At 67.4% G+C, this 14,607-nt stretch carries 15 protein-coding genes; 8 read left to right on the forward strand and 7 right to left on the reverse strand.

The features are described 5' to 3' along the window. Positions 1-51: 51 nt before the first annotated feature. On the reverse strand, positions 52-1,104 hold the full coding sequence (locus tag OXI49_05685) for a nicotinamidase (protein MDE2689987.1): 1,053 nt from the start codon (positions 1,102-1,104) through the stop codon (positions 52-54). Between the two features lie 94 nt (positions 1,105-1,198). Between OXI49_05685 and OXI49_05690 the strand changes: the two genes are divergently transcribed. Together OXI49_05690 and OXI49_05695 are read left to right on the forward strand one after the other, a co-directional pair. Next, complete coding sequence (locus tag OXI49_05690; protein ID MDE2689988.1) at positions 1,199-1,990, forward strand: enoyl-CoA hydratase-related protein; 792 nt, start codon at positions 1,199-1,201, stop codon at positions 1,988-1,990. Positions 1,991-2,010: 20 nt separating this feature from the next. Further along, complete coding sequence (locus OXI49_05695; GenBank protein MDE2689989.1) at positions 2,011-2,772, forward strand: SDR family NAD(P)-dependent oxidoreductase; 762 nt, start codon at positions 2,011-2,013, stop codon at positions 2,770-2,772. Between the two features lie 81 nt (positions 2,773-2,853). Here OXI49_05695 and menC read toward each other — a convergent pair whose 3' ends face one another. Continuing rightward, positions 2,854-3,981, reverse strand: a complete 1,128-nt coding sequence (gene menC / locus OXI49_05700) for an o-succinylbenzoate synthase (protein ID MDE2689990.1) — start codon at positions 3,979-3,981, stop codon at positions 2,854-2,856. After that, a complete protein-coding gene (locus OXI49_05705; GenBank protein MDE2689991.1) occupies positions 3,978-4,811 on the reverse strand; it encodes a hypothetical protein in 834 nt (277 codons plus the stop codon). Before OXI49_05705 ends, menC begins: the two co-directional genes overlap by 4 nt. Positions 4,812-4,957: 146 nt before the next feature. On the opposite strand from OXI49_05705, the gene OXI49_05710 reads away from it, so the two are divergent. Both OXI49_05710 and OXI49_05715 read left to right on the forward strand, forming a co-directional pair. Next, positions 4,958-5,200, forward strand: coding sequence for a type II toxin-antitoxin system prevent-host-death family antitoxin (locus tag OXI49_05710; protein ID MDE2689992.1), 243 nt, complete (start codon positions 4,958-4,960; stop codon positions 5,198-5,200). Continuing rightward, entirely contained in the window at positions 5,200-5,613 is a 414-nt protein-coding gene (locus OXI49_05715; GenBank protein MDE2689993.1) for a type II toxin-antitoxin system VapC family toxin, read from the forward strand. Before OXI49_05710 ends, OXI49_05715 begins: the two co-directional genes overlap by 1 nt. Before the next feature lie 7 nt (positions 5,614-5,620). Here OXI49_05715 and OXI49_05720 read toward each other — a convergent pair whose 3' ends face one another. After that, positions 5,621-7,054, reverse strand: coding sequence for an aldehyde dehydrogenase family protein (locus OXI49_05720; GenBank protein ID MDE2689994.1), 1,434 nt, complete (start codon positions 7,052-7,054; stop codon positions 5,621-5,623). A gap of 154 nt (positions 7,055-7,208) precedes the next feature. Between OXI49_05720 and OXI49_05725 the strand changes: the two genes are divergently transcribed. From OXI49_05725 to OXI49_05740, 4 genes are all read left to right on the forward strand, one after another. Next, positions 7,209-7,772, forward strand: coding sequence for a Rieske (2Fe-2S) protein (locus OXI49_05725; protein ID MDE2689995.1), 564 nt, complete (start codon positions 7,209-7,211; stop codon positions 7,770-7,772). A 2-nt stretch (positions 7,773-7,774) separates the two neighbouring features. Next, the gene (locus OXI49_05730) at positions 7,775-9,490 is read left to right on the forward strand and encodes a PQQ-dependent dehydrogenase, methanol/ethanol family (GenBank protein ID MDE2689996.1); all 1,716 of its coding nucleotides are present in this window, start codon (positions 7,775-7,777) and stop codon (positions 9,488-9,490) included. Positions 9,491-9,605: 115 nt separating this feature from the next. Further along, a complete protein-coding gene (locus OXI49_05735; protein ID MDE2689997.1) occupies positions 9,606-10,700 on the forward strand; it encodes a hypothetical protein in 1,095 nt (364 codons plus the stop codon). A 116-nt stretch (positions 10,701-10,816) separates the two neighbouring features. Further along, a complete protein-coding gene (locus tag OXI49_05740; GenBank protein MDE2689998.1) occupies positions 10,817-12,139 on the forward strand; it encodes a restriction endonuclease in 1,323 nt (440 codons plus the stop codon). A 33-nt stretch (positions 12,140-12,172) separates the two neighbouring features. Here the strand turns inward: OXI49_05740 and OXI49_05745 are convergent, their stop codons facing one another. The 3 genes from OXI49_05745 to OXI49_05755 form a co-directional block, all read right to left on the reverse strand. Beyond that, the gene (locus OXI49_05745; GenBank protein ID MDE2689999.1) at positions 12,173-13,189 is read right to left on the reverse strand and encodes a hypothetical protein; all 1,017 of its coding nucleotides are present in this window, start codon (positions 13,187-13,189) and stop codon (positions 12,173-12,175) included. Between the two features lie 98 nt (positions 13,190-13,287). Continuing rightward, the gene (locus OXI49_05750; protein ID MDE2690000.1) at positions 13,288-13,701 is read right to left on the reverse strand and encodes a hypothetical protein; all 414 of its coding nucleotides are present in this window, start codon (positions 13,699-13,701) and stop codon (positions 13,288-13,290) included. Positions 13,702-13,732: 31 nt separating this feature from the next. Beyond that, positions 13,733-14,398: a DUF433 domain-containing protein gene (locus OXI49_05755; GenBank protein ID MDE2690001.1), complete on the reverse strand. Its 666-nt coding sequence runs from the start codon at positions 14,396-14,398 to the stop codon at positions 13,733-13,735. Positions 14,399-14,607: the final 209 nt, after the last annotated feature.

The following is a 14,607-nucleotide window of genomic DNA, read 5'->3' on the forward strand; positions in this document are numbered from 1 at the left end:
ATCGGCCGCCTGGGGCGGCAGCCGGCGAGGACGCCGGCGCGCCCAGTGTTTTCATCCCCAGTCCGAGGCGTCGTCCCCGGAACTCGCGATGTGGACGCCGGCTTCCTGCCAGCCCTGCAACGCCGCTTCGACCTCGGGCGTGAAGTCGGCGAGAAACTCGCCTGGGTGGGCCTCATCGGGCACGGTGACCGCGGACATGCAGTCGGCCAGCACGTGCAGCCGGCTGGCGGGCAAGTATCGGGACCGCATCTCGGCCAGCAGATCGTCGACCGTGTAGCGGACGCAGTGGCTCGCGGCCTGACCGGCGACGATCACGGCGTCGGCGCCGAGCAGCCAGTCGATCAGCGCCTGATTGCGGCGATCGAGTTCCTCACCATCGTGTCGGACCAGCACTTCGGGCGCGAGCACGGAGTAGTACTCGGTGAGAGGGTTCGTGCCCTTGATCAGGATCGGCGTCTCGGCGCCGCGCGCGTAGCCGAAGAACAGTCGCGCTTCCTGCACGGCGCCGACCAGGCCGTGGCCCTCGCTGCCGAGGAAGCAGTGCGGCGGCCACAGGTAGAGGCGGTACTTCCCGGTCGCCTCGAGTCGGCGGCAGTAGTCCAGGGTCTGGCGCCTCAGCCACTCCGCGGTGCCGTCCCCGAACCAGCCAGCCAGAGCAGGATTGGGCACCGCCGAGCCGGCTTCGACCTCCGATGCCAGTACTTCGCGGTAGCCGTCGAGCTGCCTGCCCGAGCCGTCGACCCAGAACGAAGAGAAGAAGATCTGCTGCGGTGTGTGGCTGTCGAGGCTGGAGGCGATCTCGGTCAAGTTGCCGAGGTTGCGGTAAATGAAGCGGACGACGCGGTCGGTGTCCTCGATCGCGCCGCGGCCCGAACGGCCGCCGACGTAGAGCGCGCCCTCGCGCAGGCAGAAGTCCCGCTGCTCGTCGACCAGCAGGAGGACGCGGCGGGCTTCGTCGCCCGTCGCGGGAGTGAGGTTGTGGCGGCTACGCCATTCGGCGGCCGCGATCGCGACCTGGTTCGGGTCGGGGTTGTATGACCATTCGCCGCTGCGGTAGGGATCGCTGTTCGGACCGGTGCCGGCTGGCAAGGGTAGAAGCGCCATGTCGGGTGGAACGCTAGCAAGGGACTGCTGCTACTCTCGCGCCCTTCCATCAAACGGCCATGAAGCGGCCCCGCAAGCGAACAGGAGCAGGCAAGTGAGCTACGAGTTTCTCCAGGTCGAGAAGAACGATCACGTCTGGGAAGTGACCCTCAACCGGCCGGAACGCATGAACGCGATCCACCCGCCGACGAGCCAGGAGCTCGACTCGGTGTTCAACGACTTCGCGGCCGACGACGACGCCTGGGTGGCGATCCTCACCGGCGCCGGCGACCGCGCGTTCTCGGCCGGTAACGACCTGAAGTACCAGGCCGAGCACGGCAGCAAGGTCGTGCGGGCCGGGATGAAGGGCGTGCGCGGCGGTTTCGGCGGCATCACGGCCCGCTTCGACCTGCACAAGCCGATGATCGCGGCCGTCAACGGCTTCGCCCTCGGCGGCGGCTTCGAGCTGGTGCTCGCCTGCGACATCATCATCGCCTCCGAGAAGGCGACCTTCGGCCTGCCCGAGCCCCGGGTCGGCCTGATGGCCGGCGCGCTGGGCGTTCACCGGCTGCCGCGGCAGATTCCCTACCACCAGGCGATGGGCATGCTGCTGACAGGCCGCCACATCACGCCCCAGGAGGCGAAGGAACTCGGAATCGTCAACGAGGTCTGTGCCCACGAGGAGCTGCTCGACAGGGCCCGGGCCTGGGCGGCGCAGATCCTGGAGTGCGCGCCGCTGTCGGTGCGCGCCAGCAAGGAAGCGGCGAACAAGGGCCTCGGCATGGCGCTCGAGCAGGCGGCGGGTTCGATCTTCCCGTGGACGGCGCAGATGAACCAGTCGGAGGACCTGGTCGAGGGTCCGAAGGCGTTTGCCGAGAAGCGGCCGCCGAACTGGAAGGGCCGGTAGGTCGCCAGGGCGCCCGGTCCGTGGAGATCGAAAGCAAGGTCGCCGTCGTTACCGGCTCGTCCTCCGGGGTCGGCGAGGCGACCGCCGAACTGCTGGCGAGCCTGGGCGCGTCGGTGGTCGTCAACTACTACAGCGGCGCCGAAGCCGCGGAGCGGATCGTCGGCAGCATTCAGGAGGGTGGCGGTAAGGCGATCGCGGTTCAGGCCGACATGCGCAAGGACGCCGACTGCCGCGGGCTCATGGAATCCGCGGTGGATGCCTTCGGCGCGCTCCACATCCTCGTCAACAACGCGGGGATGACTCACTTCATCGCCCACGACGACCTCGAAGGCGTCACCGACGAGGTCTGGGACGACATCCTCGGCGCCAACCTGCGTGGCGTGTTCAACTGCACGCGCGCGGCCGCGCCGCACATGAAGGCGGCGGGCGAGGGGGCGGTGGTCAACGTCGCCTCGATCGCCGGAATCGGCGGCGGCGGCAGCAGCATCCCCTATGCGGCGTCGAAGGCCGCGGTCATCGTGATGACGAAGTCGCTGGCGCGTGTGCTCGGCCCGGAGATCCGGGTCAACACGATCGCCCCCGGCTTCATCGAGGGGCGCTGGCTGCGCGGCGGGCTCGGCGACGAGAACTACGACAAGGCCCAGCAGCATGTGAGCGCGGGGTCGCCGCTCAGGGGCGTGGCGACTCCCGAGACCTGCGCCGACGCGATCCTCGCCCTGATCGAGCGCAACGTGTTCGTCACCGGCCATACGGTGACGGTCGACGGCGGCTGGAGCCTCTAGACCCGGGAGGCTCCACACTGGGTGCGCCGGCGTCCCCGCCGGCATCCGGCGCGAAACGCCGGCTTCCGGACTTCTCCCGGGCTAGTCGACTCGCAGCGTTTCCCGCTGCACCGTCAGCGCCTCGATCCGGTCGCGGTCGACTTCGACGCCCAGGCCGGGGCGGTCCGGCACGTCGACCCAGCCGTCGCCGTCCATCGTCCACTCCGGCGACACGATGTCGCGCGCCCAGTAGCGGTTGCTGGGGCTCACGTCGCCCGGGATCGTGAAGTTCGGCAGCGAGGCCAGGGCGACGTTGTAGGCGCGGCCGATGCCGCTCTCCAGCATGCCGCCGCACCAGACCGGAATGTCGTTTGACTCGCAGAGGTCGTGGATGGCCTTCGAGGCCGTGAACCCGGCGACGCGGCCCGGCTTGATGTTGATGATCCGGCCGGCTCGGAGCCGGATCATGTCCTCGGCGCGGGCGATGTTCGTGATCGACTCGTCGAGGCAGATCGGGGTCCGCATGCGTCTCTGGAGCTCGGCGTGGCGGGCGACGTCGTCCCAGGCCAGGGGCTGTTCGACCATCACCAGGTCGAGATCGTCGAGCTGGACGAGGTGGTCCGCGTCGGCGAGCGTGTAGGCGTTGTTCGCGTCGGCCATCAGCGGCGCGTCCGGGCCGAGACGCTCGCGGACGGCGTGCAGGTAGTCGAGATCCTGGCCGGGCTTGATCTTCAGCTTGATCTTCCGGTAGCCCTCGCCCAGCGCCTTCTCGGCCTTGTCGGTGAGTTCAGCGGGCGAGCTCTGGATGCCGATCGAGATGCCGGTGCCGATTCGCTGCCGGGTGCCGCCGAGCCGCGACGACAGACTCTGGCCCGCCTTCGTTGCCGCAAGGGCCCAGGCCCCCATCTCGATCGCGGCCTGGGCCATCTCGTGGCCGCGGAGATCCTCGGACAGGGCGGCCGAGACTTCCTGAGGCGTCTCGAAGCGCCGGGCGAGTACGCGCGGCGCGAGCCACTCGCGGATCGCCAGGGTCGCCGTGTCGATGCTCTCGGGCGAGTAGTTGGGGAAGTCGCCGGCCACGCACTCGGACCAGGTCGAGGCGCCGTCGCGGTCGACCAGCTCCAGCAGCAGGATGCGCCGGGTCGTCGTGACGCCGGACGAGATGCGGAAGGGCTCGACCAGGGGCAGCCGGATCTCGCGCAGCGTGATCGAGTCGATCTGAAGGCTCATTGCGTCTCCGTTCCTTCGAGCTTCTCGAGCCGGTAGTAGTAGCGCCGGTCCAGCAACGTATGGGCGCCGTCGTTGGGACGCCAAGTGAACCCGGTCACCGCGTAGCCGCTACCGAGGTGCCCCTGAAACTGCTCCCGGGTGCGCCGCCGCCAGGCGGAGGCGTCTTCGGGCGCGGAGCGCAGGATGGAGCCGATGTTCGGCGGCACCTCGACCCAGGCAGTGTTGACCAGCGCCTCGTCGACGGGGAAGGGCGGCGTGTCCCGGGTCGGTCCGGCCGCCGGGCCTCCCTCCATCAGGCCCGCGACCCGCTCGCTGCCGATCACCCAGGCGACGATGAAACGGTCCGTCCCCAGTCCGCTGTGCAGGATGCTGCCGGTGTCCTCGCCGTACATGTCCACGACGTACTCGACCGGCAGCGCTCCGAGCCGGTTCAGGTTGAGGTTCGCGTTCCGGGCGACGAGGGGGTCATAGGTCCAGTACACCGTCTCGACGTCGAGTTCCAGCAGGAACTCGCGCTGGAACGCCTTGAGTTCGCGGCCCAGCCCGAGGCCGCGGGCGTCCCGCGTCACCGCCAGCATGTGGGACCAGTGGGCCCGCTGCCCGAAGCGGAAGCCGCTCATGCCGTAGATGAAGCCCAGCATCCGGCCGGCCCCGTCGTAGGCGCCGGCGACCACGCCGCCCATCTTCTGGGAGATCTTGAGCATCGGCGGCGGCACCGCGTCGTCGAAGCTGTCGCCCCAGGTCTCGCGCTGGAGATCGACGATCGCCGCGTAGTCCTCCTCGGAACTCGCGTTCCGGAGCTCGATGCCGGAAGCCAGCCGTTTGCGCATGGTGGGCGATCGTACAGCCACGCGCGGGCACAGGCGTGCGAGCGGAGAGCGCTATTGCGGCCGGCGACGCCGGTTGACGCTTGCCGGCACTCAGTCTAGTCTGAGACTAGTTAGACTCGGTGCGACCCGGGAAGGAGCGCGGTTCCATGTCTGAAGTCGGTGTGTTCGAGGCGAAGACCCACCTGCCCCGCCTGCTCAAGCGTGTGCAGGCCGGCGAGAGGTTCGTCATCACGCGGCATGAGCGGCCGGTCGCCGAACTGATCCCCTACCGAGGGGCCGATATGGACCAGGTACGCACCGCGATCGAGAACCTGAGGGAGTTCCGCAAGTCAAACAGCCTGGGCGGCCTGTCGATTCGCGAACTGATCGAGGAGGGGCGTCGCTACTGATGGCGTTCGTGCTGGACGCTTCGATGACCCTGGCGTGGGTCTTCCCGGACGAGGCGACGGAGACGACCGACCGATTGCTCGAGTCATTGCTGGAACGCCAGGCGTATGCGCCCGGCCTCTGGCCGATCGAGGTGGCAAACGCCTTTCTGGCGGCGACGCGCCGGCACCGACTCGAGGCGAGCAGATGGCCGTGGATTCGACACTCGCTCGACTCTCTCCCCATCGCGGTCGAGCCCGTAGACCCGGCGCGTGTCGGGAGCGCCGTTCTCGAACTCGCGCATGATCGCGGAATCTCCGTCTACGACGCGATGTACCTTGAGTTGGCGCTGCGCATGGGGCTGCCGTTGGCCACTCTCGACGAACGACTTGCGGCCGAAGCACGGGCCGTGGGCGTGGAGGCGCTGGGCGGGTGATCGCGCCTTACTGAGCCACGTCCGCTTCCTGGAACGCACGCGCCCGGAACAGGAAGTCGATGATGTTCCCTTCATGCGGCTGTAGCCAGTTGAGCTGAATCGTCGGCACCGGGCCGAGGTTCAGGCGGTCGACGTGGGTGGCGTCGATCAGTTGCCGCCGCCAGCCTTCGTCGTTCGTGATCGCGCTGCACACCAGGGTGTCGTCGATCGCGCTCAGCATCTTCTGCTGCGGGCACTCGACGACGGAGACGAAGGGGAACATGTACTCGACGTTCGCCGCCTCGATGTCCGCGTCGGCGCAGTGGAGGACGGTAGGCAGCAGGTAGTCGCAGCGTTCGCGTTCGTCGAGCCGACCGTTGCCGCGAATCTCGGAAGTCAGGTCGCGCACGCCAGGTACGTCGACCTGCCGCTCGATCATGCCGTCGATCGCCTTCGCCATCCCCGGAACGGTGAAGGCTGCGAGCGGAGACTCGGGGTCGTCGGCCGGCTTGGGCAGCACGGGCGCCAGCCGCTCGGCGAGGGCCTGGGCGATCTCCTCCGTGTGGCGCGAAGCCCAGACGCCTGAGCAGGAGATGCAGCTCCGGCCGCTGTTGACCAGCACACTGTCGACCATCACGTCGAGGTACTGCTCCCAGTCGTCGACGACGTCGTCGCCGAGCAGGATCTTGCTGAAGCCGGGGCCGTGCGGCTGCACTCGGGGATCGTTCTGATAGCGGGCGACCGTATCCGCGCCGCCGAAGATCATGCTGCGCGAGCAGGAGGCGAGGACGGCCGCGCCGATATCGCCTTCCCCCGGGTAGATCGAGATCGCCTCGCGTGGCACGCCGGCCTGGGCGAAGGCCTCGGTCATCCGGTAGGGCGTCCACGGTTCCTGCGGTCCCGGCTTGAACACGAGACCGACCTGAAGCGGGATGACCGGCATCCACAGCGTGTGCACGCCCGGCGAGTTGGACGGCAGCACCAGACCGATCACCGGCGCCTGCGCCTGGTAGCTGACCGGCACGCCGCGTTCCTCGACGCCGTGGCCGCGGGCAAGGATGTCCAGGTCGAGACCGCGGGTCAGCGCCTCCAGCACCTCGCCCATGTTCGTCAGCACGAAGTGGTTCTTGTCCATGTTCGCCCGGCACATGTGCTCGGGCAGGCCGGTCGTCGCCGACTGGTAGTGGACGAAGTCCTCCGGGGTCTGGCTGCCGCTGCCGAGAGGTAGGTCCGCGTTCAGGTAGAGGTCGGCGGCCTCGATCACCATCGAGATCAGTTCGCTGGACGGGATCTCACGCAGGATGTCGCGGGCGCGCTGGGCGCGGCGCATGTCGCGCTGGACCAGGCCGGGGTTGGTCTGGTGCAGCGTGGCCAGCTCCTCGCCGGTCTCGAAGTGGACGATCGTCGCCTTCTCGAGCGACTCGTAGGGCTTGCCCCAACGGATGGCGGGGATGTCGATCATGCTGGTTACCTGTAGGCGGCCGGCCGGGTGGCCGAAGGATGAATCGAGCGTTCGGAAGCGGCGGAATGGTAGCACCGGGCTGTATGGAATGGCCTGTTTCCTGTGCATCAGCGCGGCGCGGACGCCGCGACTCTACTGCTAGCCTTCGCCGGCCATGGAGGACCGTCGCACCGTTCTGAAATCGGCTCTGGCGCTGGGTTTGGGTGTGCGCGGCCTGAATGTGCTGCACGCGCAGACCGACGATCCGCGGAGGGCTCGACCTCAGGAAGGGGACCGCTTCGTGTTCGCGTTCGGGGCGCGCCAGGGCGAGACGGTCCGGGTCGACGACGTTCCCCTGGCGAGCGAGCAGCTCATCTGCTACGCGATGGACCCGTCGTCCGGCGCCGTGCGTGACGGCTCGCGCCTGAACCAGGTGCTGCTGTTGCGCTTCGAGCCCGATTCGCTGACCCCGGAGACGCGGGAAGCGTCCGCGGACGGCGTCGTCGCCTACTCGGGCATCTGCACCCACACCGGCTGCGACATCGAGGACTGGTCCGAAGAGGCGGAGTTCCTGGTCTGTTCCTGTCACGACTCGGAGTTCGACCCTCGGGACGGCGCCGAAGTCATCTCGGGCCCGGCCCCGCGCCGGCTGCCGTCGCTGCCGCTTCGCTCGGAAGGGGGCGTGCTGGTTGCAGCCGGCGGCTTCAGCGCGACGATCCGGTTCGAGAAGGAGTTCTGACGATGGTGGATCGGCAAGCAGTGCTTCGACGGACGGTCACTCTCTTCGTTCTCGGCGCCGTGGTGGCGCCGGCGATCGGCCAGGAGCAGCCCTACCGCGCGGTCACCCAGGAGCGGCTGCTCGCCCCCGAGCCCGAGAACTGGCTGATGTACCGGCGCACTTACGATGGCTGGGGCTACAGCCCGCTCGACCGGATCGACACGTCGAACGTCGCCTCGCTGGCGCCGGCATGGACCTTCTCGACCAGCATCAACGAGGGCCACCAGGCGCCGCCGATCGTCAACGACGGCACACTGTTCATCACCACGCCGGGCAGCCGCGTCCTCGCGCTCGACGCCCGGACAGGCGAGCTGCTGTGGCGCTTCGTTCCGGAGCTCCCCGAGGATTTGCAGCAGATGCACCCGACCAACCGCGGTGTCGCGCTGTGGGGCGACCGGGTCTACGTCGCCACCGTCGACGCCCGCCTCTTCGCGCTCGACGCGCGGACGGGAAGGGTGGCCTGGGAAACGGCGGTCGAGAACTACGCCCGCGGCTACTACATGACGCTCGCGCCCCTGGCCGTCGAGGGCAAGGTGATGGTCGGCGTGTCCGGAGGCGAGTGGGGCATCCGCGGTTTCGTCGCCGCCTACGACGCCGACAGTGGGGACGAACTCTGGAAGACCTACACGATTCCCGGTCCAGGCGAGCCCGGCCATGACAGTTGGTCCGGCGACACCTGGCGGACCGGCGGCGTGCCGGTCTGGGTCACCGGCACCTACGACCCGGAACTGAGACTGAGCTACTGGGGTACCGGCAACGGCGGTCCCTGGATGGGCGACGCCCGGCCGGGCGACAACCTGTACGCCACCTCGGTGCTGGCGCTCGACGTCGACACCGGCGAGTTGAAGGCGCATCACCAGTACCACTGGAACGACAGTTGGGACTGGGACGAGGTCGATCCGCCGCTGCTGATCGACGTCGAGCGCGGCGGTTCGACCCGCAAGGCGCTGGTCCATCCTGGGCGCAACGCCTACCTCTGGGTGCTGGAACGGAGCGCCGACTCGATCGATTTCCTGGACGCGACGCGTTTCGTGTACCAGGACGTGTTCACGTCGATCGACCCGGACACCGGCCGCCCCGAGTACGACCCGGCGAAGACCCCGGGCACCGGCGAGCGGGCGGTGTTCTGTCCGTCCTGGTCCGGCGCCAAGAACTGGCCGCCGGCCGCCTGGAACCCGGACACGAGGTTGCTCTACATCCCGGCCAACGAGAACACCTGTTCGCACCTCGAAGGGGTCGAGGCGGAGTACCGGCCGGGGCGTACCTTCATGGGCATGGAGGGAGGCTTCGTGTCGCGGGAGGGCGCCGACCACTACGGCGAGCTCCAGGCCTGGAACCTCGACACCCGGGAGAAGGTCTGGACCGTCGAGTTCGAGCGCAAGTTGTGGGGGCCGGTCCTGACGACCGGCGGCGGTCTCGTCTTCGTCGGCGGCACGAGCGACCGCTACTTCCGCGCCTTCGATGCGGCGACCGGCGAGCTCCTGTGGCGCCAGCGGACGAACTCCGGCGTCACCGGCGTGCCGACGGCCTTCGAAGTCGACGGCGTGCAGTACATCGCCGTCCAGTCGGGCTGGGGCGTCGACGCGCAGCGTGGCACGAACCACCTGGACGGTGCGATCGGCACCCGGACCTACGTGCCGCAGGGCGGCGTGCTCTGGGTCTTCGCGTTGCCCGACTAGCGGCTCTGCCCGGAGGAATCGCCGCGGCGGCTGGTGCTGTAGTCTGCCGCCCCCCAAGCCCGGGATCACGGCAAGCCGCCGCTCACCGCAGGACCGACCCGATTGGAGTTCGCAGATGGAAGTCGCCAGCGCAGACGCCCAGGCACAGGCCGGGGAACGACTCGATGCCCACGTCCGGGACATGATGGAGTGGCACTTCAGCCCGGAGACCGGAACGCCGTTCTGGCTGGACTTCGCCTCGAAGCTCGACTTCGACCCGCGCAGCGACGTTGCCTGCTACGCGGACCTGCGCAAGTTTCCGCCGTTCGAGGACGAGTGGCTGCGCGGCGGTCCGGTGCGGCGCTGGGTGCCGAAGGCCATGGCCGACGACCCGATCTACGTGTTCGAGACCGGCGGCACGACGGGCATTCCGAAGAGCCGCGTGGCGCTCAACGACTTCCGCACGGACTACGAACTGTTCAGCGCGAGCCTGCCGGACGAGCACTTCCCGCCGGGAAGTAACTGGCTGATGCTGGGGCCGTCGGGCCCGCGCCGCCTGCGCCTGGCGGTGGAGCACCTCTGCCAGTACCGCGGCGGCATCTGCTTCTGCGTCGATCTCGACCCGCGCTGGGTGATCAAGCTGATCAAGAAGGGCTGGATGGAGCACCTGGAGGCGTACAAGGACCACGTGATCGACCAGGCGCTGGCGGTGCTCTCGGCCGGGCACGACATCCAGGCGATGTTCGCGACGCCCAAGCTGCTCGAGTCCCTCTGCCTGGCGCTGGAGGACCGGGGCCAGACTCTCGCGGACACCGGGATCAAGGGCATCTTCTCGGGGGGCACGGAGTTCACGCCGCAATGGACCCGCTTCGCCGTCGAGGAGCTGCTCGACGGCGTGTACATGACGCCCACCTACGGCAACACCCTGATGGGCCTGGCCGCGTCGCGGCCGGTCACGGCCGCGGACGGCTACACGATCGCCTACTACGCGCCGCAGCCGCGGGCCGTGCTCGAAGTCGTCGACCCCGACGACCCCGACCAGGTCGTCGACTACGGCGCCACCGGCCGCGTGCGGCTCACGACGCTGACCCGAGAGTTCTTCGTCCCCGGCTTCCTCGAGCGCGACGAGGGCGAGCGGGAGCAGCCCTACGTCGACTACCCCTGGGACGGCGTCAGCGGCGTACGGCCGTTCGCGAGGCTGGCGTCGGCGACGACGGTCGGGGTGTACTGACGTGTCGGCAGCTTCGGCGGCGGCGCGGGCTTCAGGCTGACGGGCGGCGTGGGCACCGGGCCTAGAGTGGGCCACGAAGATCTTGGAGGCCAGATCGTCACTATGGGGAGACAGCGATGAACTCGCGAGAGGCTGCGGGACTTCCTCTCTATCCTGAACTTCGCTGGGTAACGCTCGGGGCGATACGCCGCCTTCCGATGCCGGCGACGAACGACGAGATCGACGAGGCGGTGGGGACGAACCTGAAGATGACTCCAGTTCAGCGCGCTGTACGAGCTGCCAATGGAGCTAAGTCGGAACTCGGGTTTCGGGTGAGCTTCTGCCGATCGCAGTTGAAGATCGTCGGCGCCCTGAAGAGTGAACGTCGGGGCTATTGGCGGCTGACTTCGGAAGGCGTCGATATGGATGAGGAGACGGTCGAACGGCGTTGGGCGGAGTACCTCCGTGACCGCCGCCAGGAGAAGCTCGGGCGAGCGACGCGCCGGCAAGTCCGGAGCTCCGCCGCAACGGGGGCGCACGGCAGCGCCGATGACGACGAACCAGGGGAAGCCGCTTGGAACGACGAACTACTCAGTCGGCTTCTGGACATGTCGCCGGGTGCGTTCGAGCGGCTTGCGCAAGAGCTTCTGCGCTCGTCTGGTTTCGAGGCCGTCAAGGTAATCGGAGGCAGCGGGGACGGAGGCATTGATGGGACGGCCTTGTACCGCTTCTCCCTGATCTCCTTTCCGGTGTACTTCCAATGTAAGAGGCACAAGGGAACCGTAGGTGCGCCCGTGGTAAGGGACTTCCGAGGCGCCATGGCGGGACGCGGCGACAGGGGCCTCATCATCACCACGGGCTCATTCACTCCTGACGCCAAGCGCGAGGCCACCCGAGACGGGGCTACCCCTCTCGATCTCATCGATGGCGACAACCTCTGTGAACTCCTGAAGGAGCGGGAACTAGGCGTTGTGGTCAGGAAGCGTACTGTCGAAGACGTAACGATCGACAGCGAGTACTTCAATCGATTCGAGGGTGCCTCGAAGGCGGCTCAAGGTACTCCCCAAAAGTCCGAAGGCGGTGTCAAAACCCCGTCAACCGAGCGCACGCGTCGCTCTTCTCCTCGGGCGGCTCGATGGTCGTATCTCGGTGAGGGCCGATCGGAGAAGACCGCCGCCGACATGTACGAGCACATCGTCGGCCAGCTATACAACGATTGCGGCGGTGTCTCCTTCTACCGGAAGTTCCGGGACGAGATTGCAACGACCAAGCGCTCCCACATCGGTGAGTCGCCCAGGGAGGCCGACCCAGAGGAGCGGTCGATAAGGTCGCTGCCGGGTGGCTGGTATCTGAACGTCCATTCCCCCAACCAGCAGAAGCGGAAGTGGATCCAAGCTGCCTGCGAGTGCGCCAGCATCGAGTTCGGCAAGGAACTGATCGTAGAGTTTCGGCCCGAGTGACACGAGAATCTGCCCGTTCATCCGTTGGCGGCGTCAGTCGTCGCCGGCGTGTCGCGGCTCAAGTGGAGCGTGTTCGAACTCTCCGGGAAGTCCTTTAATTCGGGGGCCGAGCACCGCCTTCATGGCGGCCGCGGCCTTGTTCAGTTCGCGCAGTCGCTCCTTGTCTGGCTCGTCGAGACTGACGTCAACCGAGTAGGTCACGCCCCAACGGCCGTTGCCTGAGCGATCGTCCCACCAGTGGAGCTCCCGCTGCGGCCCGGCGGCGGCGAACTCGCGGGCAATGTCATCGGAGTCCGCCCTCAGTTCGTCATACGCCCCGAGCCATGTTCCCGGCTTGTTTCGGGGCTTCGTGTTTGTCACGACGATACGGGCTTCGCCGTGCTTGACCGCGACGCGGTAGAGCAGCCTCTGCCCACGAGCCGGAGTGGTCCGATCCGCGGCCACGTTTGGTGAGAGACCCTTGAACGGCGAGTCGATCCCATCTTCGTTCGCTTGGGCAAACAGTGCGGCCTGAAAGGCGCGCCTCTTGATCTGTAACGGCTTGAGCGCGCCATCAGCTTCGTCACTTCCGGAGCCTTCGCCGGTTACGCCGCCGTCGGGCGGTGATGCCACAACTTCGAAGACCGGCGCGGGAAGAGAATCCCCGATCCTGATTGCCCTCACCTCAACCATCCAGATCCTGACCGTTCCGGCCTCGTTCAGTCTTTCCACCGCCTTGACGTGCTCGTCGCGGGCGTTCTCGACTATCCAGATGCCCTGGCTGATCTCCTGTTCGGGGTGAGCGATGTAGGTCAGGAGTTGACCGAAGTGCTTGTGGTCGCTCGGTCCGTACTGATTCTCTAGTGCCACGCTGTCGTCGTAGGTTTCGGCGACGATATCGATGCGAAAGGCACCCGCCGGTTGCTCGCTGCGGGCGTCCTTGAGACCGATGCCGAGAACCCGGTCGAGTTCCCCGATGTTCGTCGTGAGCCACGGAGTGAAGTCAGCGTCTTCCTTCGGCCACACTCTGCGGAGGGCGACCGGACTCACCGTGCCGATCTTTGTCGTCATCGTCCGACCCTACTCCCGTCCCGCTTCATGCGGCAGACACGGGAGCATCGCTCGGTCCTCGGCGGCGTCTCCTCCAGCCGTTCGGCTGAGCAGGGAAGTCAGAGCACCTTCCTGAAGGCGCCGGCGGCGCTGATCGTGACAATCCACGGACCTATCAGTTCGGTATCGACGATGCTCTCGATCTTCGGCCACGCGATCATGATCGCCCGCAACATCCGGAGTCGGTTGGCGCGCCGGTCGGTGAGCACAAGGAGTCGCGCGTCGGCCGAACGTATGGCCGCCACTTCTGAAGCTCGGTGCCGGATCCCTTTGTCCTTGGTGACCAGGACATGCCCGAGTTCGGTCTGTTCGGCGATCCATGTCTTGTCCGGGACTTTCCGCTGCGCCGGGTAGTGATCATCGTGGGAGACCGCGCGTACACGCACGGCTTGGAGAGCCTGCGGCACGGCTTTGCCGATCGAGCGGTCGAAGAAGAACGTCGGGCAAGAGTCGTCCTCGGGCTCAACCGGCATCGGAGATCAATCGCCTCGTAGCTGGGCCGGACTACGCGGCCCGTCTGGCCGCTCGTTCCCAAGCCACGGCAGTCTCGACCTCGGACCTCTCCAGTGAGAAGTCCTCGGCAATGGCGTCGAGCCCCTCGCCGGCCTCCAGGCGTTCGAAGAGGACATCGGTTCGGACCCCCGAGCCCGCGACAACCGGAAGACCCCAGCCGAAGCGCGGATCCAGCATGACGTCGTGTCGATCATCGAGCCAGAGCCTCGAAGGATCACCGTGGTCATCGAAGACGAGCGACTTGAAGTGCTCCTGGACCGCGTCCGGCCAAACGAGCTGACCGCCGCCGGTGACGTCCAAGAGCATGGGCGCCTCGCTGGCCTCCTGCAGTTCGATGAACAGGGCCTTCCCGTCAGTCTCGAAGTCGGGCTTCAGGAGCGGCCGCTCGAATCCGGACAGATGCTCGCTGACGAAGTCCAGCGCGAGGCGGACTCGTTGCATGGAAACGCCTCTTCGGCGATACGCATCGAGGAAGCGTGCTTCGACGACGTTGAAGAAGCTGAGGATCAGTGGGGCGTCGGCGCCGCCGTCGGCAGCCAGCACGGGAGGCTTGCCGGTGGGCCAGCCGCAGAACCAAGTCCGCAGCGTAGGGGTGGGCATCCCGACGATCTTCGCCGCCTCAGCGAGCGGGTAGCGGGGTTCAATACCGTGCTGCATCGGAGTACTTCTCTTCGTTGGCCGCTCTCACTGACCGTCTGCTGGGACCGTGGCTGGCGAGAGACAGGACCAACATAGCAGACCGGCTATGAGCGGCGTCTATCGGGGGAAGTAGCCAGTAGTCGCGGCTGAAGGTTGACCCGTTTGGTGGTGTAGGGTGCCGGACAGTGAGAGCGAGAGCGCGCCCGCTTGCCGAGCACCCCCCAACA

The organism is Acidobacteriota bacterium, from assembly GCA_028875725.1.
Lineage (GTDB): Bacteria > Acidobacteriota > Thermoanaerobaculia > Multivoradales > Multivoraceae > Multivorans.

Bases quoted from the DNA above. Each gene is read 5' to 3' on its own strand.
- OXI49_05710 (MDE2689992.1), top strand. From the start codon at position 4,958: ATGTCTGAAGTCGGTGTGTTCGAGGCGAAGACCCACCTGCCCCGCCTG.
- OXI49_05715 (MDE2689993.1), top strand. From the start codon at position 5,200: ATGGCGTTCGTGCTGGACGCTTCGATGACCCTGGCGTGGGTCTTCCCG.
- OXI49_05745 (MDE2689999.1), bottom strand. From the start codon at position 13,189: ATGACGACAAAGATCGGCACGGTGAGTCCGGTCGCCCTCCGCAGAGTG.
- OXI49_05705 (MDE2689991.1), bottom strand. From the start codon at position 4,811: ATGCGCAAACGGCTGGCTTCCGGCATCGAGCTCCGGAACGCGAGTTCC.
- OXI49_05730 (MDE2689996.1), top strand. From the start codon at position 7,775: ATGGTGGATCGGCAAGCAGTGCTTCGACGGACGGTCACTCTCTTCGTT.
- OXI49_05750 (MDE2690000.1), bottom strand. From the start codon at position 13,701: ATGCCGGTTGAGCCCGAGGACGACTCTTGCCCGACGTTCTTCTTCGAC.
- menC (MDE2689990.1), bottom strand. From the start codon at position 3,981: ATGAGCCTTCAGATCGACTCGATCACGCTGCGCGAGATCCGGCTGCCC.
- OXI49_05755 (MDE2690001.1), bottom strand. From the start codon at position 14,398: ATGCAGCACGGTATTGAACCCCGCTACCCGCTCGCTGAGGCGGCGAAG.
- OXI49_05685 (MDE2689987.1), bottom strand. From the start codon at position 1,104: ATGGCGCTTCTACCCTTGCCAGCCGGCACCGGTCCGAACAGCGATCCC.
- OXI49_05725 (MDE2689995.1), top strand. From the start codon at position 7,209: ATGGAGGACCGTCGCACCGTTCTGAAATCGGCTCTGGCGCTGGGTTTG.
- OXI49_05720 (MDE2689994.1), bottom strand. From the start codon at position 7,054: ATGATCGACATCCCCGCCATCCGTTGGGGCAAGCCCTACGAGTCGCTC.
- OXI49_05740 (MDE2689998.1), top strand. From the start codon at position 10,817: ATGAACTCGCGAGAGGCTGCGGGACTTCCTCTCTATCCTGAACTTCGC.
- OXI49_05735 (MDE2689997.1), top strand. From the start codon at position 9,606: ATGGAAGTCGCCAGCGCAGACGCCCAGGCACAGGCCGGGGAACGACTC.